Raw genomic sequence first — 20,216 nt, 5'->3', positions numbered from 1 at the left:
CCCGAACGACCGGCAGGCGGGAATCGTGAGGATCTTCGGGAAGGTACGGCATCGGCCCTCCGCCTCGTGGCGGCAGGCCACCGACCGCGCGTTCACGCTGATCGGTGACGGCCGGTACGAGGACGCGGGGGCGCTGCTGACGCGCGCGGCGGATCTGGAGCCCTGGCTCTCCGAGTCCTGGTTCAATCTGGCGCTGCTGCACAAGTTCCGGCACGACTGGGAGCAGGCGCGCGCCGCCGGGCTGCGCGCCGTCGCCCTGCTGGACAAGGAGACCGGAGCGCCCGACTGGTGGAACGTCGGGATCGCGGCCACCGCGCTCCAGGACTGGCCGCTGGCGCGCCGCGCCTGGCAGGCGTACGGACTGCGGGTGCCGGGCAATCCGCACACCGTCGAGGCCAACGGCGAGCCCGACGGCATGGAGCTGGGCAGCGCGGCCGTCAGGCTCTCGCCGGAGGGCGAGGCCGAGGTCGTCTGGGGCCGCAGGCTCGACCCGGCCAGAATAGAAGTGCTCTCGATCCCGCTGCCGTCGTCGGGCAGGCGCTGGGGCGAGGTCGTCCTGCACGACGGCGTACCGAACGGTGAACGTACGACGGCATCGAGCCCGGACGGCACCACCCGCGCCTATCCGGTCTTCGACGAGATCGAGCTGTGGGCCCCCTCGCCCGTGCCCACCTGGGTGGTGCTGCTGGAGGCGGCGACCGAGGAGGACAGGGACGCCCTGGAGCGGCTGGCCGCCGACGCGGGATTCGCCGCCGAGGACTGGTCGTCGTCCGTACGGCTCCTCTGCCGGGCCTGTTCGGAGTCCCGGATGCCGAGCGCCGAGGGCGACGGCGAGCATCTCGACCCGCACGACCACAGCGAGCCGGGCCATCCGGGGCCGCTGGGCCACCGTACGGCCGGCGACCTGTGGGCCCCCGAGCGCGAGTGCGGGATCGCGGCCCCGGCGGCGCTGGTTCGGGGCCTGCTGGACGGCTGGGTCGCCGACAGCCCGGACACCCGCGAGTGGCGCGATCTCGAAGAGGTCTGCTGAGAGCCCTGGCGGGGACGCGCGCCATAAGGACCCTGTGGGGGCGCGCCATGGGGGAGATCCGCCGGGTCCGTCTGCCGGGAACGTGCTGAGACTCCCCGAGGGCTGCCCTTAGGCTGTATGGGCACATCGCACGGATCGTGCAGGCAGCATCGGGTACCGAGGAAGGCGTACTGCGGACATGGCGCAGCAGGAGACGGACCAGCGGATCGACAGTGGGACCCCGGTGGCGGAGCCGGGGGACGGGTTCGTCGTGGACACGGAGGACGCCGAGGCGCGCGAGCTGGCGCACCGGGAGCGCGGCACGTCCCGCCCGATCACCGTCGTCGGGAATCCGGTGCTCCACAAGGAGTGCCGGGACGTCACGGAGTTCGGTGACGAGCTCGCCGCGCTGATCGACGACATGTTCGCCAGCCAGCACACCGCCGAGGGCGTGGGCCTGGCCGCCAACCAGATCGGTGTGGACCTGAAGGTCTTCGTCTACGACTGCCCGGACGACGACGGCGTACGGCACGTCGGCGCCATCTGCAACCCGGTGCTGGAGGAGCTGCCGCCCGCCGAGCGCCATCTCGACGACTCCAGCGAGGGCTGCCTCTCCGTACCGACGGCGTACGCGTCGCTCCCGCGCCCCGACTACGCGGTGGTGCGCGGCCAGGACGCCCAGGGCAAGCCCGTCAGGGTGCGCGGCACGGGCTACTTCGCCCGCTGCCTCCAGCACGAGACGGACCATCTCTACGGGTATCTGTACATCGACCGGCTCTCGAAGCGCGACCGCAAGGACGCGCTCCGGCAGATGGCGGAGAACACCCCGCGCTACGAGACCGTTCCCAACCCCTGAGGGACCGCCTCCGCGAGCGACGGCGGGGGCACCGCCGTGCGCTGGTACTCCGCCCAGATCAGCGGCGGGAACGCGCTGCCCCGCTCGGAGTCGGGGCCGCCCACGCCCTGCATGGGAAGCAGGTTCGGGACGTCGGGCTTCGTACGGAACATCGTGACCGAGGTGCTCAGTTCCTCGGTGGCGCCGATGAACCAGGCTGATTTCATCCGGTCGTTGGGACCGGTCTTGCCGGCCAGGACCGGGTAGTAGATCTTCCGGTCCTTCGGTGGTCCGAGGGCGCTCCAGCCCACCTGCTGGAGCGCCGCGCCGACGGTGGCGGCCACGTGCGGTTCCATCGCGCGCCGTGCCTCGGGCTTCTCGAAGCCCTCGACCGCGACCCCGTCCCGCTCGATCCTGGTCACCGAGTACGGCTCGGTCGCCCGGCCCCCGTTGAGGAAGGTCGTATAGGCGCCGGCCAGCCGGACGGCGCTGGGGGTCGAGGTGCCGATGGAGAACGTCGGCTCCAGCTTGGCCATGCTCTCCTCGCGGAGCCCGGACGCGACCGCCAGTTTCTTGACCGTCTCCAGCCCGATCTGCTTGCCGGTCTGCACGAACGGGGTGTTGTCCGAGTCCACCAGGGGCCCGGTGAGGTCCACCCACGACATCGGCTCCGCCGTCATCGTCGGTACGGGCCGCCGCGCGTCGCGGCCGGCGGCCCGGGCGGCCTCCTGCTTCCGGGCGCTGCCGTACTCCAGGGCGGCGGCGTACACGAAGGGCTTGAACGCGGAGCCCGCGGGCACGCCCGAGGTGTCCGCGTTGTTGCTGAAGTGCTCGATGGCGTCGGACCCGCCGTACACCGCGACGATCGCGCCGTCCTCGGGCCGTACGGAGGCCGCGCCGACCTGCACATGCCGGTCGGCCGCGCGCTTCTCCGGGTCCAGACGCTCCGCGCGTACCTTCTCGACGGCCTTGGTCAGCGCGCGCACCTTGTCCTTCTCGAAGGTGGTGTGGACGCGGTAGCCGCCACCGGCGAGATCCTTGTCCGTGATTCCCGTGCGGCTCTTGATGTACTTGTTGGTGATGTCGATGAGATAGCCGGTCTGTCCCGCCTGGCTGGTCGGCTTGACGGGCGGCTTCGGCTCGGGGAAGGAGGTGTACTTCGCGCGTTCCTCGGCGCTCATCGAGCCGGTCTCGACCTGACGGTCCAGGATCCAGCTCCACCGCTCCCTGGCGCGTTTGTGGTTCGCGGGGCTGAGGGCGGGGTCGTAACTGTCCGCGCCCTTGAGGAGCGTGGCGAGCAGCGCGCCCTGACCGGGGTTCAGATCCTTGGCGGGGACGCCGTAATACGCGTACGAGGCGGCCTGGACGCCGTACGAGTCGCGGCCGAACCACGAGGTGTTCAGATAGCCCTGGAGAATCTCGGACTTGGGCTTCTGGTTGCTGACCTTCAGGGAGAGGAAGAGCTCCTTGATCTTGCGGCTGACGGTCTGGTCCTGGCTCAGATAGGTGTTCTTCACATACTGCTGGGTGATCGTGGAACCGCCCTGGGTCTCCTTGCCCTTGACGATGTTCACGGCGGCGCGGGCGATGCCCGTCACCGAGACGCCCGCGTCGCTGTAGAAGTCCGCGTTCTCCGCCGCGATGACCGCGCTCCGGAGGGACTTGGGCACCTGCGCGAGGGTGATGTCCTGCCGGTTCACATCGCCGACGCTCACCATCCGGCTGCCGTCCGCCCAGTAGTAGACGGTGGCCTGCCGGCGCGCGGAGTCGTGCTCGTCCGGGATCTCGACGTTCAGGTAGATGGCGACGAAGAGGCCGGTGAGCGCGCCGACGGAGAGCAGGAACAGGCCGGAGACGAGCTTCCAGGAGGGCAGCCAGCGCCGCGGGCCGTGCCGGCCGGCCCGGGGGAAGTCGATGCGTCGCGAACGGTGGGGGCCGGGCGGGGCGTCGTCGCCGGCGGACGGGTTTTCCGTGTGGTCGGACCGGTCTGAGCTGTCGGACTGGTCTGTGCGGTTCGCGCGGCGTATGCGGGGCAGCCTCATGGGGGGTGCGGACCTCCTCGATCATGAGCCGCCATTCGGGGGGATGGCGAACTCGGCCGGGTAGATCTCCGCGTAGTGGTCGCGGTTGGTTCGTTCGCGGAATCTCCACATCCGGATTGGTGCTCCTTCATTTGCGTTCCACCGTGGTGGGGACCGGTTGACGCGCGTCGACCCGTACGCCAATCTCTGCGTACAACCCAGCCCCGTTTCCGCTCCGTTCGAGGGAGATCCGATGCTCAGACGAACCGCCCGACTGTTGCTCAGTCTTGTCATGGTCATGTCTTTCGCCTGGGCCGGAGCGCTCGCCACGGCCGGTACGGCGCACGCCGACGGCTGCTACACGTGGTCCCGCACTCTCTCGCAGGGCGCCTCGGGCGTCGATGTCACCCAGCTCCAGATCCGGGTGGCCGGCTATCCGGGCACCGGCGCCGTACTCGCCATCGACGGCTCGTACGGCCCAGCGACCACCGCCGCGGTGAAGCGCTTCCAGTCCGCGTACGGGCTGGCGGCCGACGGGGTCGCGGGCCCCGCGACCTTCAGCAAGCTCTACGAGCTCCAGGACGACGACTGCACCCCGATCCACTTCAGCTACGCCGAGCTGAACACCTGCAACAGCACATGGGCGGGCGGCGCGGTCGACGCGGCCACCGCCAAGTCCAACGCCCTGCGCACGATGTGGAAGCTGGAGGCGATGCGGCACGCGCTGGGCGACCAGCCGCTCCGGGTCACCAGCGGCTTCCGCTCAACGGCGTGCAACAACGCGGTCGGCGGGGCGGCGGGCAGCCGCCATCTGTACGGGGACGCGGCCGACCTCGGCTCGGGACCGCACTCGCTCTGCACGCTGGCACAGACGGCCCGTAACCACGGCTTCAACGGGATCCTCGGCCCCGGCTACCCGGGCCACGACGACCACGCGCATGTCGACCACCGGCCGAGCCGCTTCTGGTCGGCGCCGAGCTGCGGCATCTGAGTAGTCACGTCTTCTGGATGAGGTCCGGGGCCTCACGCGGCGTGCGAGGGGCCCTGGAACGTACGGCGGTACGCGTTCGGGGTCGTCCCGAGCGTCCGCAGGAAGTGATGGCGCAGCCCGGCCGAGTTCCCGAACCCGGCCCGGCCGGCGACGCTGTCCACCGTCTCGTCCGTCGCCTTCAGCAACTCCTGCGCCAGCAGCACCCGCTGGCGCAGCAGCCAGCGGTACGGGGTGGTCCCCGTCTCCTGCTGGAAGCGGCGGGCGAACGTGCGCGGCGACATATGGGCGCGCTCGGCCGGCTGAATGTCATCACCCGGCAGCCGGCCGGCGACTACGAGCCCGGGCAGTTCCACTGAGCGGCGAGTACGGCCGAGTGGGAAGGCTTCAGAGGGAGGGGATCCGGCGTGAGCAAGGTCGAGGAGTTCGAGGAGCTGCGGTCGCTGCTGTTCTCGATCGCCTATCGGATTCTGGGCAGTGTGGGTGAGGCCGAGGACGCGGTGCAGGAGACATGGCTGCGCTTCGACGGCTCGGCGACCCGGCCCACGTCGACCAAGGCCTATCTGTCGGCCGCGGTGACACGGATCTCGATCGATGTACTGCGTTCCGCGCGGGTGCGGCGGGAGGAGTATGCCGGGCCGTGGTTTCCCGAGCCGCTGCTGAGCGATCCGTATCAGGACCCGGCGCGGTCGGTGGAGCTGGCCGACTCGGTGTCGATGGCGGCGCTGCTGCTGCCCGGGTGCTGGGCACGGTCTTCCCGTTGCTGATCCGGATCGACGTGTCGTTCGAGCCGCACGAGATCAACGGCCAGCCCGGCGCGATCTTCCGCGACCGGGACGGCAAGGTGCTCCACATCATGGCCCTCGATGTGCTCGACGGGCGGATCCAGACCGTCCGCGGGGTGATCAATCCCGACAAGATCGGCCACATCGGGCCGGTCGCCGACGCCTCGGCCATCGACCGCGAGGTGAAGCGGGCCCGTCGGCAGCCCCACGTCCCGCCAGAGCCGGTAGGTCGCCGGAACGCTGGATGAGTCGAAGGCTTGGACAAGCGACCCCATCGGCGCGGGGCGACCGACGTCCAGGAAGGAACGCGTGGTCGTGGGCGCGGTTGAGTCACGGGCGTGAAATCAACGGGCAGACGACTGTCCGGAAAACGCGAGGCCCCTCAGGCTCAACCGCGGCTCTCTGCCGACAACTTGATACGGTGCCCCAGATTGCACCGCTTGGGGAGTACGGCAGCGCTCAATGGAGAGGGGGCCGGGAGACGATGCAGGCATCGGAGGTCCCGCGTGCAGTAGCCGCAGCCATGTCGACCGCCTCATCACTTGGCCTGACAGTCGACGACGCGATCGTTCTTCATGACTCGAACAAGCTCAGTCTGCGTCTGCTGCCTTGTGACGTACTGGCCCGCGTGGCACCTGTAGCGCACCAGGTCGCACAGTTCGAAATCGAGCTTGCTCAACGGCTTGCCGAATCCGGGAGCCCGGTGGCTGCTCTTGACCCTCAAGTGGAGCCGCGCGTCTATGAGCGTGATGGCTATGTGGTCACGCTATGGACCTACTACGAACCTGCGACACCTCAAGAGGTCTTACCAGCGGACTACGCCAATGCGCTCAAGCGGCTGCATGCCGGCATGCGCAAGCTCGATATCCCCACGCCGCATTTCACGGATCGAGTCGAGCAGGCCCAACAGCTCGTGGCAAGCCGCGACCGTACGCCGGCGCTCGCCGACGCGGACCGGGAGCTTCTCGGCAACACGTTACAAAGCCTGAGACGAGCCATCGGTGAGAGCGGCGGAGCCGAGCAGCTACTGCACGGCGAGCCGCACCCGGGCAACGTGCTGACCACGAAGAACGGGCTGCTGTTCATAGACTTCGAGACGTGCTGCCGTGGACCTGTCGAATTCGACCTCGCCCATGCGCCCGAAGAAGTCAGCGAGCACTATCCGGGTGTCAACCAAGGCTTGCTACGCGAGTGCAGGATCCTCGTGCTGGCGATGATCACAACGTGGCGCTGGGATCGAGGCGACCAACTCCCCAACGGGCGCCGGCTCGGCACAGAGTGGCTCAGCCAGATGCGAGCAGCGCTCGATCGCTACGGGCTGGATACCCGTGGCTGATCGCGGGCCTTCGAAGTCGTGGCCGGGGACACTATGCACAAGGTGCGCGAAGCCGGACTATAATGGACTGTGCAGTCCATTATAGGGAGGCGGGCCATGCCCGGGGAGCTGACGGCGAAGGGGAAGGCGACGCGGAGCCGCATCGTCGAGGGGGCTGCGGCGGTGCTACGGGAGAAGGGCGTCGGCTCGGCGACGCTGGACGACATCATGGCGCGGACTCGCACCAGCAAGAGCCAACTGTTCCACTACTTCCCAGCCGGCAAGGACGAACTGCTCGTCGCGGTGGCCCAGTTCGAGGCGGATCAAGTCCTGGAAGACCAGCAGCCTTATCTGGGCCGCCTTGACTCGTGGGAGGCTTGGGAGCGTTGGCGTGACGCGGTGATCAAGCGCTACGAGGAACAGGGGGACCAGTGTCCGCTGGGGGCGCTGTTCCTTCAGGTCGGGCGTTCGACTCCCGGGGCACGGGCGATCGTGATCGAGCTGCTACGCCGCTGGCAGGAGAGCCTGGCGGTGGGCATCCGGCGGCTGCAGGCGACGGGCAGGCTTCCCGCCGAACTCGATGTGGACGTGAGGGCCGCGGCGCTTCTGGCCGCGATCCAGGGGGGCGTGTCGATCCTGCTGTCGACGGGTCGGTCCACGCACTTGCGTGTCGCTCTCGATCAAGGGATCGCGGACCTGCGCCGCGCGGGCAGCGCCGTGGCGTGAGCCGGCGTCGGCCGATTCACGCGCGCAACCCCTCAGGCCGGGCGCGCCGATCATGCCCAGCCACGGTGCACCGGCCCTGCGCGCGGCACGTCCGGGTCCGGACATGAGAACGGGGGGCGGGCTGCTTCACCGAATCCACCCGCCCCTGGGCGCTCCCGGGGCCGGTGCCGTGCGTCAGCCGGCGATCACGGCGGCGGTGGTACGGCCGCCGTCGACGTCGAGCACGATGCCGTGCACGAATGAGGACTCGTCGCCGGCCAGATACACCGCGGCGTTCGCGATGGCGTCGGGGGTGCCGGTCCGGCCCGCGGGGGTGCCCTTCATCATGATCTCGCCGGTGTGGACCTCTCCGGGTGCGGGCGTCTGCACCACGCCTGGGGAGATCGCGTTCACCCGAACACCTTGCGACCCGAACTCCGCCGCCCAGGCCCGGGTCAGGGTCTCCACGGCCCCCTTGGTGGAGCTGTAGAGGGCGCCGACCGGAATGCCCAAGCGCGCGATCCAGGAGCCCAGGTTGATGATCGCTCCGCCGCCGGCCTCCACCATCGTGGGTGCGACGGCCGCGGTCAGGAAGAACGGAGCCTTCACGTTGACCGCGTAGACCTGGTCGAAGGTTTTCTCGTCGGTGTCCGCCGTGGTGTCGCCGGGGAAGATGCCGGCGTTGTTGACCAGAACGTCGATACGGCCGCCGAGGACCTGCGTCGCCTGCTGGGCCAGCGCCTGCGAGGCGGCGGCGCTTCCGTCCAGGTCGGCCTGCACGAAGTCGGCGCGGCCGCCCCGCGAGCGGATCCCGTCGACGACCTCTTTGCCGCGATCGGCACTGCGTCCCGAGACGACGACGTACGCCCCCTCGGCGGCGAAGGCCTCCGCGATCGCACGCCCGATGTTGCTGGTCGCTCCGGTCACCAGGGCGGTCTTGCCCTCAAGTCGCATCGACATGGTCCACTCCGTTGCTTGGTTCTCCACCGTGAACCCGAACGGCCGAACCGCATGCCGCCTTCGACCGGACGGGGCCCTGGACAGCCAGGGTGCGGTGCCACTGTGCGACGATGAAATTGGACTCGCAAGTCCAAAAGTGCGGGTCGCGACCTGTGGTCCGGGTTTGAGTGGCCGTGCCGCCGGGCGGAGTGATTGGCTGCGCCGTATGGATCTCGCGCGAGTGCTGCCCCAGGTGCGCCGATGCGCTGCCGAGCCGTTTCGACCGGGAGGCAGGCCATGAGTGTCCGTCGCGCGCCGTCGGCGTCGGGCTGTGTCCCGACGCCGAGGGTGGTGCCTCCCTTCGACCCCGAACTGAGTGTCGCGCTCACGGCCATGGGCAAGGAGCCGAGGGAGTCGGTCACCCCGCGCAATCTCGCGGCCCGGCAGGAGCGGGACGCCGCGGCCCGGCCCAGGCCGACGGCCGAGGACCTGCGTGCCGACGGCCGTTTCGAGGTGGCGGAGCTCTGTGTGCCGGGACCGCCGGACGGGCCGGACGTCACGCTCGTGAGCGCGCGGCCCGCCGGCCTCACGGGGCCGCTGCCGCTGCTGTACTACATGCACGGCGGAGCAATGATTATGGGTAACGCGTGGTCCGTGCTTCCGCGGATCCTTAGCGAGTGGGCCCTCCCGCTGGAACTGGCCGTCATCTCGGTCGAATACCGGCTGGCACCGAGGACGCGGTACCCGGGACCGCTGGAGGACTGCTACGCCGGACTCGTCTGGGCGGCCGGGCACGCGGCCGAACTGGACATCGACGCGGACCGCGTCATCATCGGAGGCAAAAGCGCCGGCGGCGGCCTCGCCGCGGCCCTCGCCCTGCTGACCCGTGACCGTGGCGGCCCCCGGCCACTGGGACAACTGCTGCTGTGCCCGATGCTCGACGACCGCGACATCACCTTCTCCAGTCATCAGATGACGGGCCTCGGTACGTGGGACCGCACCTCCAACGCGACCGCGTGGAAGGCACTGCTGGGCGAGCGCTACGGCGCCGCGGACCTGGCGCCCTACGCGGCCCCCTCCCGTGCCACGGACCTTTCCGGACTCCCCCCGGCGTATATCGAGGTCGGATCGGCCGAGATGTTCCGGGACGAGGACGTGGCCTACGCGAACGCGATCTGGCAGGCCGGCGGCCAGGCCGAACTACATGTATGGCCCGGCGCCTACCACGGCTTCGACAGCCTGGCACCACGGGCCGCGCTCAGCCAGGACGCACGCGACGCCCGGATCCGCTGGCTCCGGCGGGTCCTCGCGCGGTGACGATGTGCTGCGAGGCGCGAAGGCGTCCTCCTCAGTCCAAAAAATCTTGGACGGCGATGTCGAGAACCCGTGCCTGGCTCCGTCCCCGCAGTGAACGCGACCACAATGGGTCGCACCAGCACCGAGGAGAAGCACCATGGCCAAGTACCTGCTGCTCAAGCACTACCGCGGCGCCCCGGCCGCGGTCAACGACGTCCCCATGGACCAGTGGACCCCGGAGGAGATCTCGGCCCACGTCCAGTACATGCAGGATTTCGCGGCCCGGCTTGAGGGGACCGGCGAGTTCGTCGACGGTCAGGCGCTCGCCCCCGAGGGGACGTTCGTCCGGTACGACGGCGAGGGTCGCCCGCCGGTCACCGACGGCCCGTTCGCCGAGACCAAGGACCTCATCGCCGGCTGGATGGTGATCGACGTCGACAGCTACGAGCGCGCCGTCGAGCTGGCCGGCGAACTGTCGGCCGCCCCCGGGGCGGGCGGGAAGCCGATCCACGAGTGGCTGGAGCTGCGCCCGTTCCTGGGCGCGCAGCCCACCATCACGGAGTGCCACTGAAGTGAACGAGGTCCTGCTCCGGAGCCTCACGCCGAGCGTGCTCGGGATCCTCGTCCGCCGCGGAGCCGACTTCGCGGCGGCCGAGGACGCCGTGCAGGACGCGCTGGTCGAGGCGGTCCGCGTCTGGCCGGCCGACCGGCCACGGGACCCGAAGGGCTGGCTGGTCACCGTGGCCTGGCGCCGGTTCCTCGACGCGACCCGGGCGGACACCGCCCGCCGCCGGCGTGAGGACCTCGTCGACGAGGAGCCGGCGCCCGGTCCCGCGCCCGCGGTGGACGACACGCTCCAGCTCTACTTCCTGTGCGCCCACCCGTCGCTGACGCCGTCGTCCGCCGTCGCGCTCACGCTGCGCGCCGTCGGCGGGCTGACCACCCGCCAGATCGCCCAGGCCTACCTGGTGCCCGAGGCGACCATGGCGCAGCGGATCAGCCGGGCCAAGCGCACCGTCTCCGGCGTACGGTTCGACCAGCCCGGCGACGTCGCCACCGTGCTGCGCGTCCTCTACCTGGTCTTCAACGAGGGCTACTCCGGCGACGTCGACCTCGCCGCCGAGGCCATCCGGCTCACCCGGCAGCTCGCGGCCGCGATCGACCACCCCGAGGTGGCGGGGCTGCTCGCCCTCATGCTGCTCCACCACGCCCGGCGCGCTGCCCGGACCGCGCCCGACGGCAGCCTGGTACCGCTCGCCGAGCAGGACCGAGGCCGGTGGGACACCGGGTCGATCGCCGAGGGCGTCGAGATCCTTCAGGCGGCCCTCGCCCGCGACCGGCTCGGCGAGTTCCAGGCCCAGGCCGCCATCGCGGCACTCCACGCCGACGCGCCCACCGCCGAGGAGACCGACTGGGTGCAGATCGTCGAGTGGTACGACGAGCTCGCGCGCCTGACCGACAGCCCGGTCGTCCGGCTCAACCGCGCGGTCGCCGTCGGCGAGGCCGACGGCCCGCGCGCCGGCCTGGCGGCGCTCGCGGCGCTGGACGAATCACTGCCCCGCCACACCGCCGTGGCGGCGTACCTCCACGAGCGCGACGGCGACCTGACGATGGCGGCACGGCTGTACGCCGAGGCGGCCCAAAAGGCACCCAACCTCGCCGAACGCGACCACCTGACGCGCCAGGCCGCCCGGCTCAACGCCCGCGGGACGCGAAGGTGATGAAGGCGTTCCAGGGGGCGGCGGGGATGTGGAGTATGGGGCCCTGCGCCGTTTTTGAGTCGCGGATGAGGACGGTGGTGGGGGCGATGGCTACCTCTACGCAGTCGCCGCCAGCAGAACCGCTGTAGCTGCTCTTGAACCACGCCACCTCTACGCAGTCCCCGCCCTCCGGGCCGCTGTAGCTGCTCTTGAACCACGTCAGTTCAATACTCATGATTCTCCTGCCACACGCTTGATCCGATCCGCAGACTCCTCCACATTCAGGGCCTGCGTGCGCAGCTTGCCATAGCGCAGGCCGAAGGCACTGACGGTTGCGGCGTCGGTGACCACCAATCCCACCCCCTGGGACTCGATGTAGCCGACCCGGCGGTGCTCCAGGGTCTCCACAATGACCATAGGTCCGCTGAGTCCCGGGTGGAAGCTGCGATCCGAAGGCATGACCTGGATTTCAACATTGCGCATCGCCCCTTGCTTCAACAGGTGTTGAAGCTGCGCCCTCATCACATCGTCGTCGCCCACGGTGCTGGTCAGGGCCGCCTCACCGATGATGAAGCACGTCTCCACCATGGGCGTCCGCGTCAGCAGCTTTTGTCGGCTGAGCCTGGCTTCCACATGCTGCTCGATGGTCTCGTCGCTGAGCGGTGGGCAATGCTCCGAGAACAGCGCACGCGCGTACTCCTCGGTTTGGAGCAGCCCGGGGATCATCAGTGGATCGAAGGAGAACCTGCTCACCGCCTCCGTCTCGATCAGCGCGAAGTCCTGGAAGAACAACGGAAGTTTCGCCAGGTCCACGTCGTCCTGGAGCACTGCCAGCGTCCCGCCCGCGCTCAGCACCCCCTCCGCCGCGTCCGTGAACGCGGACTTCGCCGGCCGCCGGCCCTGCTCGATCGAGGCGAGTTGGTCGCACGAGTAGCCCACCGCCTCTGCGAGTTCCTGCTGTGTCAAGCCGGACTTGTTACGCCAGAGCTTGACCAGTTTTCCGTACGCGACCCAGACGCCCGGCCGGTCGTCGTCCTGCGCTCGCTGCTTCTTCTGACGGCTGGTTCCCATGCCTCACACCCCAATGCGCCGATGTGCGAATGTGGTTCATATGCGAACGCGCGCGGCGGAGCGTCCGTCACCGCCCCTGACCCGTACAGAAACGCACCCCGTTCGTACATGCCGTACAGGTACCTTCGTCCGCCCTGGTCACGCTAGCCGCGTGACGGGACGGTTACCCTATGAAGTCGGAAATTGCCTCCCTGATCGCCCCGACGGAGCCGACCGCCCCCGCCCAACTCGCCGCTCCTCCGCCGCTTTCGCCCCTGTATCCGCCCTCCCGGATCAGGCTCAGTTCCAGCCATCGCGGCGCGCGGCTCGCGCGGTTGCTCGCCGCGCAGCAGTTGGAGGAGTGGGGGATTCCGCGTACGACGTCCACCGGCGCCGTGGTCGTCGCCGTCATCGCCGAGCTGGCCGCGAACGCCGTCACTCATGGCCGTACCCCCGGGCGGGACTTCGAGGTGCGGTTGGCGCTCTCGGCCGTCGTCGTCCGGATCGAGGTCCTTGATACGCGGCCCGACCGGCTCCCCCGAGTTCCGGGCATTTCGCACCCGCCCCCACCGGACGCGACCAACGGGCGCGGGCTGCTGCTCGTGGCCGCGTATGCCGACCGGTGGGGTTGGTGCGTGCGTGATCCGTACACCACCAAGACCGTCTGGGCTGAGGTCGACTACCGGCGGGCCTAGGCCCTGTCCGGCCGAATAGGTCTAGAAGTCGTCGTCGAAGCCGACCGTGCCCTCGACCGCGACCTGGTACGCCGACGGGCGGCGCTCGAAGAAGTTCGTCAGCTCCTGGACTCCCTGGAGCTCCATGAAGGAGAACGGGTTCTGCGAGCCGTAGACCGCCGGGAAGCCCAGCCGCTGGAGGCGCTGGTCCGCGACGCATTCCAGGTACTCGCGCATCGACTCCGTGTTCATGCCCGGCAGGCCGTCGCCGCACAGGTCGCGGCCGAACTGCAGCTCCGCCTCGACCGCTTCCTTCAGCATGTCCGTGACCTGCTGCTCAAGGGCGTCGTCGAAGAGGTCCGGCTCCTCCTTGCGTACCGTGTCCACGACCTCGAACGCGAAGTTCATATGCATCGTCTCGTCGCGGAACACCCAGTTGGTGCCGGTGGCCAGGCCGTGCAGCAGGCCGCGCGAGCGGAACCAGTAGACGTACGCGAACGCGCCGTAGAAGAACAGCCCCTCGATACAGGCCGCGAAGCAGATCAGATTCAGCAGGAAGCGCCGTCGGTCGGCCTTCGACTCCAGGCGGTCGATCGTCTCGACCGAGTCCATCCACTTGAAGCAGAACTGCGCCTTCTCGCGGATCGACGGGATCTCCTCCACCGCGTCGAAGGCCGCCGCGCGATCCTCCGGATCGGGCAGATACGTGTCCAGCAGCGTCAGATAGAACTGGACGTGTACGGCCTCCTCGAAGAGCTGGCGCGAGAGATAGAGCCGCGCCTCGGGGGAGTTGATGTGCTTGTAGAGCGTCAGCACCAGGTTGTTCGACACGATCGAGTCGCCCGTCGCGAAGAACGCGACCAGCCGGCCGATCATGTGCTGCTCGCCGGGGGAGAGCTTGGCGAGGTCGGCGACGTCGGAGTGGAGGTCGACCTCCTCCACCGTCCAGGTGTTCTTGATCGCGTCGCGGTAGCGCTCGTAGAAGTCCGGGTAGCGCATGGGCCGCAGCGTCAGCTCGAAGCCCGGGTCCAGGAGGTTCTTTTCCGAAGTGGTCATTACTGGCAGGCCTCGCAGGACTCGGGGTTTTCCAGGGAGCAGGCGATGGCGTCCTCGTCGGGCGTCATCTGCGCGGGTACGGGTACGGACGCCCGTGCCGCCCGCGCGATACGCGTCGCCGGGCGCGAGCGCAGGTAGTACGTCGTCTTCAGACCCTTCTTCCAGGCGTACGCGTACATCGAGCTGAGCTTCCCGATGGTCGGCGTCTCCAGGAACAGGTTCAGCGACTGGCTCTGGTCCAGGAACGGCGTACGGGCGGCGGCCATGTCGATCAGGCCGCGCTGCGGGATCTCCCACGCCGTACGGAACAGCTCGCGCACCTCCGCCGGGATCCAGCTGAAGCCCGCCACCGAGCCGCTCGACTCGCGCAGTGCCTCGCGCGTCTGCGCGTCCCAGACACCGAGCCGCTTCAGTTCGTCCACCAGGTAGGAGTTGACCTGGAGGAACTCCCCGGAGAGCGTCTCGCGCTTGAAGAGGTTGGAGACCTGCGGCTCGATGCACTCGTACACGCCCGCGATCGAGGCGATCGTCGCCGTCGGAGCGATCGCGAGAAGCAGGGAGTTTCGCATGCCGGTCGTGGCGATCCGGGCGCGCAGGGCGTCCCAGCGCTCCGGCCAGTTCAGCTCCACGTCGTAGTGGTCGGGGTGCAGCACCCCGCGCGCGGCGCGCGTCTGGGACCAGGTGGGGTGCGGGCCGTTGCGTTCGGCGAGCGCGCAGGACGCCTCGTACGCGGCGAGCATGATCCGTTCGGCGATCTTCGTGGAGAGGGCGGCGGCCTCGGCGGAGTCGAAGGGCAGCCGCTTCTTGAAGAAGACGTCCTGGAGGCCCATCGCGCCCAGGCCCACCGGGCGCCACTTCGCGTTGGAGTTGCCGGCCTGCTCGGTCGGGTAGAAGTTGATGTCCACGACCCGGTCGAGGAAGGTCACGGCCGTACGGACGGTCTCGTCCAGCCGCTCCCAGTCGAGCTCGCCCGACTCCAGCACGAATGCACCGAGGTTGATGGAGCCGAGGTTGCAGACGGCCGTCTCCCCGTCGTCCGTCACCTCCAGGATCTCCGTGCAGAGATTGGAGGAGTGGACGACGCGGCCGGGCTCGGCGGTCTGGTTCGCCGTACGGTTCGAGGCGTCCTTGAAGGTCATCCAGCCGTTGCCGGTCTGGGCGAGGGTGCGCATCATCCGGCCGTACAGCTCGCGCGCCGGGATGGTTTTGCGCGCCAGGCCCGCGGCCTCCGCCTCGCGGTACCGGGCGTCGAACGCGTCGCCCCACAGGTCGACCAGTTCCGGGACGTCGACGGGGGAGAAGAGGGACCAGACGCCGTCCGACTCGACCCGGCGCATGAACTCGTCCGGGATCCAGTGCGCGAGATTCAGATTGTGCGTACGGCGGGCGTCCTCACCGGTGTTGTCGCGCAGTTCGAGGAACTCCTCCAGATCCGCGTGCCAGGTCTCCAGGTAGACGCAGGCCGCGCCCTTGCGCCGGCCGCCCTGGTTGACGGCCGCGACCGAGGAGTCGAGGGTGCGCAGGAACGGGACGATGCCGTTGGAGTGCCCGTTGGTGCCCCGGATCAGCGAACCCCGAGAACGGATACGGGAGTACGACAGGCCGATCCCGCCCGCATGCTTTGAAAGCCGCGCCACCTGGTGGTACCGGTCGTAGATCGAGTCCAGCTCGTCCAGCGGGGAGTCCAGCAGATAGCACGAGGACATCTGCGGGTGGCGCGTACCGGAGTTGAAGAGGGTGGGGGAGGACGGGAGGTAGTCCAGCCGGCTCATCAGCCGGTAGAGCGCGGCGACCTCGTCGAGCGCGCGGACGCTCTCGTCCTCGGCCAGTCCGGACGCGACGCGCAGCATGAAGTGCTGCGGGGTCTCGATGACCTGGCGGGTGATCGGGTGGCGGAGCAGATAGCGGCTGTAGAGGGTCCGGAGTCCGAAGTAGCCGAAGCGGTCGTCGGCGGCCGGGTCGATGAGCGCGTCGAGGAAATCGGCGTGCAGCGTGACGAGGCCGGCCGTACGGTCCGCGATCAGGCCCTCGCGGTGGCCGACCGCGACGGACGCGGAGAACGCCACGGCGCCCTGGCCCGCGGCCTCGTCGGTGATCGTGCGGGTCAGCAGCCTGGCCGCGAGCCGGGAGTAGGCGGGGTCCTCGGAGATGAGCCCCGCGGCCGCCTCTGTGGCGAGCTCGCGCAGCTCGGCCTCGTCCGACCGGGCGTTACGGCCGCGCAGCGCGGCGGCGGCGACTCTTCCGGGGTCGGTGTCGGGCAGATCGGCGGTCAGGTCCGTCAGGGTCCGCAGCAGTGCGGTCCCGGGTCCGTCGGCCGCCTGCACGGCGGCCTCGGAGATGCCTGAAGCCGGATCGGCTGGCGCGATGGTCACGTGGTGCTCTCCCTCGCTCGGCTCTGGGCCGTCGGGAGGGGAGCGGGCTTGTCTTCGCGGTACGTGTCCGTACGGCCCGGATCCGGGCAGCACGGCGTACGGCGCCCACCGGCCCATCCACGAGGCCCGGACGTCTCGGCGTCCGATTCGGTCGAACCGGACGCACTGTCGGCAGGTGTTCGGACTCGTGGGTATGGCAAAGCACACCACATCACACCGTTGCGGGACAGTTCCGGATTCGCACCGGATTCCCCTGCGTTGACAGCGAGGTCGAGCATACATGTGGGGGCTGGTTCGGGAGACACCCCCCAGATGTTGTGTCGTGCGTCATCCTGTCCGGGTTCGCGCGGACAGCGAAAGGGCCGCCGGATCCCCTTCGTAGCAAGGGATCCGGCGGCCCGTCGAGCCGGGCACCGGCCGGTCAGTGGCCTCCGGGACCACCCGAGGTCGGCGCGGGCAGTTCGGTCTTGACGCCCGGGTCGCCCGCGTCCGCCGTGTAGTCGGAGGGGCTCGTCTCGTCCGTGCCCTCCGGGGCCTTGACGGCGCGGAGGACGAAGGTGAGCGCCACCGTCACCACCACGTTGAGCACGAACGCGGTGAGGCCGATGTAGCCGATCTCGCCCAGGCCGGGGATCTCCTTGGAGGAGCCGCCGAAGTGCGCCTGGGTCGGGCTGGCCACGCCGTACGCCGCCGCCGTGCCGTACACCATGCCGACCGCCCAGCCCGCGAGCAGCGCCCAGCGGTGGAACCAGCGGGTGAAGAGGCCGCCGACCAGCGCCGGCATCGTCTGGAGGATCCAGATCCCGCCCAGCAGCTGGAAGTTGATGGCGACCGTCTTGTCCATGGTCAGGACGAAGACCAGCGCGCCCACCTTCACCAGCAGCGAGACCAGCTTCGAGACCTTGGTCTCCTGTGCGGGTGTCGCGTCCGGCCTGATGAAGTCCTTGTAGATATTGCGGGTGAAGAGATTCGCCGCGGCGATCGACATGATCGCGGCCGGCACCAGCGCCCCGATACCGATGGCCGCGAAGGCCACCCCCGCGAACCAGTCGGGGAACATCGTCTCGAAGAGCTGCGGGATCGCCAGCTGTCCGTTGTCCACCTTGACCCCGGCGGCGATCGCCATGAAGCCGAGCAGCGCCAGCAGGCCCAGCATCAGTGAGTACAGCGGCAGGATCGTGGTGTTGCGCCGGATCACCTCGCGGCTGCGGCTGGAGAGCGTCGCCGTGATGGAGTGCGGATACATGAAGAGCGCGAGCGCGGAACCGAGCGCCAGCGTGGCGTAGCCCCACTGCCCGGCCTCGCCCGGCGCGAGGGAGCCGCGTGGCTGGCCGGTCGCCGGGTTGGTCTGCGCGAAGGCGTCGCCGGCCTTGGCGAAGATGTCGTCGAACCCGCCCAGTTTGATGGGGATGTAGATGATCGCCACGATGATCACGATGTAGATCAGCGTGTCCTTGACGAAGGCGATCAGCGCGGGCGCCCGCAGCCCCGACGAGTAGGTGTACGCGGCGAGCACACCGAACGCGATCAGCAGCGGCAGGTCCTTGATGAACCAGTGGGTGTTCTCACCGCCGCCGACGCCCATCACGTCCAGCACCGCCTGGATGCCGACGAGCTGGAGCGCGATGTACGGCATCGTCGCGAGGATGCCGGTGACCGCGACCGCCAGCGACAGGCCCTTCGATCCGAACCGGCCCCGTACGAAGTCCGAGGTGGTCACGTATCCGTGCTTGTGCGACACGGACCAGAGCCGGGGCAGGAACGTGAAGATCAGCGGGTAGACCAGGATCGTGTAGGGCACGGCGAAGAAGCCGGCCGCGCCCGCCGCGTAGATCGCCGCCGGTACGGCCACGAAGGTGTACGCCGTATAGAGGTCGCCGCCGAGCAGGAACCAGGTGACCCACGTGCCGAACGACCGGCCGCCCAGGCCCCATTCGTCGAGGCTGTTCTCGTTGGCGGCCTTGCGCCAGCGGGCCGCCAGGAACCCCATGACCGTGACGGCCACGAAGAAGAAGATGAAGACGGCGAGTGCCACGCCGTTCACGCCGTCCTTCATTTCGACGCACCTCCCTCGCGGGAGCGCTGGTCACGCTTCCACAGCTGGTAGGCGGTCATCGTGAGGACCGCGGAGACCGGGACCCAGAGCATCTGGTACCAGTAGAAGAAGGGGATGCCGATGAAGGTCGGCTCGATCTTCGCGTAGGACCCGACCCAGAGCAACGTCACGAAGGGCGCGAGGAGACAGAGGGCGATGATCACCCGCCCGGGGGTGACCGTGGGGGGTGGTTTCTCGTCCGGAACTTCTGGCATCGCGGCTCCGTTCCCTCGTTGATCGCCTGTGGTAACGCGCAGGAAATCTAAGCGAAGGCGCTGGTCAGCGTCACCCCCTGTCCGCAGGTCGTTACGTCAACGGTATGCGGACGGGGGCGCGCCGGGCAGCGGGTGCCGGCCCTTCAGCGGGCCGGGCGCTTCAGTCTGGCCACGAACTTGTAGCGGTCGCCGCGGTAGACGGACCGTACCCACTCCACCGGCTCACCGGCCGCGTCCAGGGAGTGCCGCGAGAGCATCAGCATCGGCAGCCCGACATCCGTACCGAGCAGCCCGGCCTCGCGCGGGGTGGCCAGCGAGGTCTCGATGGTCTCCTCGGCCTCGGCCAGATGGACGTCGTACACCTCCGCCAACGCCGTATAGAGCGAGGTGTACTTGACGAGGGAGCGGCGCAGCGCGGGGAAGCGCTTGGCCGAAAGGTGGGTGGTCTCGATGGCCATCGGCTCCCCGCTGGCCAGCCGCAGCCGCTCGATCCGCAGCACGCGCCCGCCGGTGGTGATGTCCAGCAGCCCGGCCAGGGTGTCATCGGCGGTGACATAGCCGATGTCCAGCAACTGCGAGGTCGGCTCCAGGCCCTGGGCCCGCATGTCCTCGGTGTACGAGGTGAGCTGGAGCGCCTGCGAGACCTTGGGCTTGGCGACGAACGTGCCCTTGCCCTGGATGCGTTCGAGCCGGCCCTCGACCACCAGCTCCTGGAGCGCCTGGCGCACGGTGGTGCGCGAGGTGTCGAACTCGGCGGCGAGCGTACGCTCCGGAGGCACCGGCGTACCCGGCGGCAGCGTCTCCGTCATATCGAGCAAGTGCCGCTTCAACCGGTAGTACTTGGGCACGCGTGCCGTACGGGTGGCGGGCCCGCTCTCGCTCTCCGTACCGCCCCCGTCCGTGGCCATGGCCTGCCTTCCCGACTCCTGTGCTGCTGCCGTCACCGGCTCCTCCGTCTGTCGCGGCTCACATGGTGGCACGGTCCGGCCACGGGTCGTCGCCCTGCCTCAGGTGTCGGTCCGATAACGGACACGACTGCCCTTCTTATACACCCTTGACACCCCTAAAGGTCTAGGCCAAGCTCCCCGTACTGGTCTAAACCATTAAAGACCAGGTCCCAGCCCCAGCAGTACACGTCGTACGTCTTCGCGGTCTTCGCGG

General features: G+C 69.2%; 18 protein-coding genes, 2 pseudogenes and 1 riboswitch. Of the genes and pseudogenes, 10 read left to right on the top strand and 10 right to left on the bottom strand.

The window, feature by feature from the left end:
* Positions 1 to 25 precede the first annotated feature (25 nt).
* Both IF11_RS0118995 and def read left to right on the top strand, forming a co-directional pair.
* Positions 26 to 1,030, top strand: coding sequence for a tetratricopeptide repeat protein (locus tag IF11_RS0118995; protein ID WP_030352828.1), 1,005 nt, complete (start codon positions 26 to 28; stop codon positions 1,028 to 1,030).
* A gap of 178 nt (positions 1,031 to 1,208) precedes the next feature.
* Positions 1,209 to 1,865 (top strand): peptide deformylase, encoded by a 657-nt coding sequence (gene def, locus IF11_RS0118990; RefSeq protein WP_030352827.1) that lies wholly within the window; start codon positions 1,209 to 1,211, stop codon positions 1,863 to 1,865.
* Here the strand turns inward: def and IF11_RS0118985 are convergent.
* Positions 1,841 to 3,886, bottom strand: a complete 2,046-nt coding sequence (locus IF11_RS0118985; RefSeq protein ID WP_078490773.1) for a transglycosylase domain-containing protein — start codon at positions 3,884 to 3,886, stop codon at positions 1,841 to 1,843. The two genes, def and IF11_RS0118985, sit on opposite strands and share 25 nt — an antisense overlap.
* Before the next feature lie 232 nt (positions 3,887 to 4,118).
* On the opposite strand from IF11_RS0118985, the gene IF11_RS0118975 reads away from it, so the two are divergent.
* Positions 4,119 to 4,856, top strand: coding sequence for a D-Ala-D-Ala carboxypeptidase family metallohydrolase (locus tag IF11_RS0118975; protein ID WP_030352825.1), 738 nt, complete (start codon positions 4,119 to 4,121; stop codon positions 4,854 to 4,856).
* Between the two features lie 32 nt (positions 4,857 to 4,888).
* On the opposite strand, the pseudogene IF11_RS0118970 reads toward IF11_RS0118975, so the two are convergent.
* Positions 4,889 to 5,158, bottom strand: a pseudogene (locus IF11_RS0118970) (helix-turn-helix domain-containing protein); the annotation flags it as partial.
* Positions 5,159 to 5,260: 102 nt separating this feature from the next.
* On the opposite strand from IF11_RS0118970, the pseudogene IF11_RS36775 reads away from it, so the two are divergent.
* From IF11_RS36775 to IF11_RS0118955, 3 genes and pseudogenes are all read left to right on the top strand, one after another.
* A pseudogene (locus IF11_RS36775) lies at positions 5,261 to 5,886 on the top strand (sigma factor).
* Between the two features lie 236 nt (positions 5,887 to 6,122).
* A complete protein-coding gene (locus tag IF11_RS0118960; RefSeq protein ID WP_030352823.1) occupies positions 6,123 to 6,974 on the top strand; it encodes a phosphotransferase enzyme family protein in 852 nt (283 codons plus the stop codon).
* Between the two features lie 96 nt (positions 6,975 to 7,070).
* Positions 7,071 to 7,679: a TetR/AcrR family transcriptional regulator gene (locus tag IF11_RS0118955; protein ID WP_030352822.1), complete on the top strand. Its 609-nt coding sequence runs from the start codon at positions 7,071 to 7,073 to the stop codon at positions 7,677 to 7,679.
* A gap of 174 nt (positions 7,680 to 7,853) precedes the next feature.
* Here the strand turns inward: IF11_RS0118955 and IF11_RS0118950 are convergent, their stop codons facing one another.
* On the bottom strand, positions 7,854 to 8,618 hold the full coding sequence (locus IF11_RS0118950; protein WP_030352821.1) for an SDR family NAD(P)-dependent oxidoreductase: 765 nt from the start codon (positions 8,616 to 8,618) through the stop codon (positions 7,854 to 7,856).
* 276 nt (positions 8,619 to 8,894) lie between these two features.
* On the opposite strand from IF11_RS0118950, the gene IF11_RS0118945 reads away from it, so the two are divergent.
* The 3 genes from IF11_RS0118945 to IF11_RS0118935 all read left to right on the top strand — a co-directional run bounded on the left by IF11_RS0118945 (position 8,895) and on the right by IF11_RS0118935 (position 11,614).
* Entirely contained in the window at positions 8,895 to 9,914 is a 1,020-nt protein-coding gene (locus IF11_RS0118945) for an alpha/beta hydrolase (RefSeq protein ID WP_051746049.1), read from the top strand.
* Between the two features lie 136 nt (positions 9,915 to 10,050).
* On the top strand, positions 10,051 to 10,464 hold the full coding sequence (locus IF11_RS0118940) for a YciI family protein (RefSeq protein ID WP_030352819.1): 414 nt from the start codon (positions 10,051 to 10,053) through the stop codon (positions 10,462 to 10,464).
* Position 10,465: 1 nt separating this feature from the next.
* Complete coding sequence (locus tag IF11_RS0118935; RefSeq protein WP_030352818.1) at positions 10,466 to 11,614, top strand: RNA polymerase sigma factor; 1,149 nt, start codon at positions 10,466 to 10,468, stop codon at positions 11,612 to 11,614.
* Here the strand turns inward: IF11_RS0118935 and IF11_RS0118930 are convergent.
* Both IF11_RS0118930 and IF11_RS0118925 read right to left on the bottom strand, forming a co-directional pair.
* Complete coding sequence (locus IF11_RS0118930) at positions 11,589 to 11,828, bottom strand: DUF397 domain-containing protein (protein ID WP_030352817.1); 240 nt, start codon at positions 11,826 to 11,828, stop codon at positions 11,589 to 11,591. The genes IF11_RS0118935 and IF11_RS0118930 overlap by 26 nt on opposite strands.
* Positions 11,825 to 12,664, bottom strand: coding sequence for a helix-turn-helix domain-containing protein (locus tag IF11_RS0118925; protein ID WP_030352816.1), 840 nt, complete (start codon positions 12,662 to 12,664; stop codon positions 11,825 to 11,827). The genes IF11_RS0118930 and IF11_RS0118925 overlap by 4 nt, the downstream gene beginning before the upstream one ends.
* Before the next feature lie 170 nt (positions 12,665 to 12,834).
* On the opposite strand from IF11_RS0118925, the gene IF11_RS0118920 reads away from it, so the two are divergent.
* Positions 12,835 to 13,338 carry an ATP-binding protein gene (locus IF11_RS0118920; RefSeq protein ID WP_051746048.1) on the top strand — a complete coding sequence of 168 codons (504 nt, stop codon included), beginning with the start codon at positions 12,835 to 12,837 and terminating at the stop codon, positions 13,336 to 13,338.
* Positions 13,339 to 13,359: 21 nt separating this feature from the next.
* Here the strand turns inward: IF11_RS0118920 and IF11_RS0118915 are convergent, their stop codons facing one another.
* The 5 genes from IF11_RS0118915 to IF11_RS0118895 all read right to left on the bottom strand — a co-directional run bounded on the left by IF11_RS0118915 (position 13,360) and on the right by IF11_RS0118895 (position 19,963).
* Positions 13,360 to 14,373: a ribonucleotide-diphosphate reductase subunit beta gene (locus tag IF11_RS0118915; protein WP_030352814.1), complete on the bottom strand. Its 1,014-nt coding sequence runs from the start codon at positions 14,371 to 14,373 to the stop codon at positions 13,360 to 13,362.
* On the bottom strand, positions 14,373 to 16,745 hold the full coding sequence (locus IF11_RS0118910; RefSeq protein ID WP_030352813.1) for a ribonucleoside-diphosphate reductase subunit alpha: 2,373 nt from the start codon (positions 16,743 to 16,745) through the stop codon (positions 14,373 to 14,375). The genes IF11_RS0118915 and IF11_RS0118910 overlap by 1 nt, the downstream gene beginning before the upstream one ends.
* 153 nt (positions 16,746 to 16,898) lie before the next feature.
* Positions 16,899 to 17,069: riboswitch (cobalamin riboswitch) on the bottom strand.
* Between the two features lie 97 nt (positions 17,070 to 17,166).
* Positions 17,167 to 18,801: a monocarboxylate uptake permease MctP gene (mctP, locus tag IF11_RS0118905; protein WP_030352812.1), complete on the bottom strand. Its 1,635-nt coding sequence runs from the start codon at positions 18,799 to 18,801 to the stop codon at positions 17,167 to 17,169.
* Complete coding sequence (locus tag IF11_RS0118900; protein WP_078490771.1) at positions 18,798 to 19,055, bottom strand: DUF3311 domain-containing protein; 258 nt, start codon at positions 19,053 to 19,055, stop codon at positions 18,798 to 18,800. The genes mctP and IF11_RS0118900 overlap by 4 nt, the downstream gene beginning before the upstream one ends.
* Before the next feature lie 143 nt (positions 19,056 to 19,198).
* Positions 19,199 to 19,963, bottom strand: a complete 765-nt coding sequence (locus IF11_RS0118895) for a GntR family transcriptional regulator (protein ID WP_030352810.1) — start codon at positions 19,961 to 19,963, stop codon at positions 19,199 to 19,201.
* Positions 19,964 to 20,216 lie beyond the last annotated feature (253 nt).

This window comes from Streptomyces scopuliridis RB72, assembly GCF_000718095.1.
In the GTDB taxonomy this organism is placed as follows: domain Bacteria; phylum Actinomycetota; class Actinomycetes; order Streptomycetales; family Streptomycetaceae; genus Streptomyces; species Streptomyces scopuliridis.
Note: the sequence above shows the minus strand (reverse complement) of the source record. Positions and strands in the feature narration are given on the sequence as shown.

What these genes read in the sequence shown, in the direction of transcription:
- def (WP_030352827.1), top strand. Translation starts at nt 1,209, where the DNA reads ATGGCGCAGCAGGAGACGGACCAGCGGATCGACAGTGGGACCCCGGTG.
- IF11_RS0118985 (WP_078490773.1), bottom strand. Translation starts at nt 3,886, where the DNA reads ATGAGGCTGCCCCGCATACGCCGCGCGAACCGCACAGACCAGTCCGAC.
- IF11_RS0118975 (WP_030352825.1), top strand. Translation starts at nt 4,119, where the DNA reads ATGCTCAGACGAACCGCCCGACTGTTGCTCAGTCTTGTCATGGTCATG.
- IF11_RS0118960 (WP_030352823.1), top strand. Translation starts at nt 6,123, where the DNA reads ATGCAGGCATCGGAGGTCCCGCGTGCAGTAGCCGCAGCCATGTCGACC.
- IF11_RS0118955 (WP_030352822.1), top strand. Translation starts at nt 7,071, where the DNA reads ATGCCCGGGGAGCTGACGGCGAAGGGGAAGGCGACGCGGAGCCGCATC.
- IF11_RS0118950 (WP_030352821.1), bottom strand. Translation starts at nt 8,618, where the DNA reads ATGTCGATGCGACTTGAGGGCAAGACCGCCCTGGTGACCGGAGCGACC.
- IF11_RS0118945 (WP_051746049.1), top strand. Translation starts at nt 8,895, where the DNA reads ATGAGTGTCCGTCGCGCGCCGTCGGCGTCGGGCTGTGTCCCGACGCCG.
- IF11_RS0118940 (WP_030352819.1), top strand. Translation starts at nt 10,051, where the DNA reads ATGGCCAAGTACCTGCTGCTCAAGCACTACCGCGGCGCCCCGGCCGCG.
- IF11_RS0118930 (WP_030352817.1), bottom strand. Translation starts at nt 11,828, where the DNA reads ATGAGTATTGAACTGACGTGGTTCAAGAGCAGCTACAGCGGCCCGGAG.
- IF11_RS0118925 (WP_030352816.1), bottom strand. Translation starts at nt 12,664, where the DNA reads ATGGGAACCAGCCGTCAGAAGAAGCAGCGAGCGCAGGACGACGACCGG.
- IF11_RS0118920 (WP_051746048.1), top strand. Translation starts at nt 12,835, where the DNA reads ATGAAGTCGGAAATTGCCTCCCTGATCGCCCCGACGGAGCCGACCGCC.
- IF11_RS0118915 (WP_030352814.1), bottom strand. Translation starts at nt 14,373, where the DNA reads ATGACCACTTCGGAAAAGAACCTCCTGGACCCGGGCTTCGAGCTGACG.
- mctP (WP_030352812.1), bottom strand. Translation starts at nt 18,801, where the DNA reads ATGAAGGACGGCGTGAACGGCGTGGCACTCGCCGTCTTCATCTTCTTC.
- IF11_RS0118900 (WP_078490771.1), bottom strand. Translation starts at nt 19,055, where the DNA reads ATGCCAGAAGTTCCGGACGAGAAACCACCCCCCACGGTCACCCCCGGG.
- IF11_RS0118895 (WP_030352810.1), bottom strand. Translation starts at nt 19,963, where the DNA reads ATGGCCACGGACGGGGGCGGTACGGAGAGCGAGAGCGGGCCCGCCACC.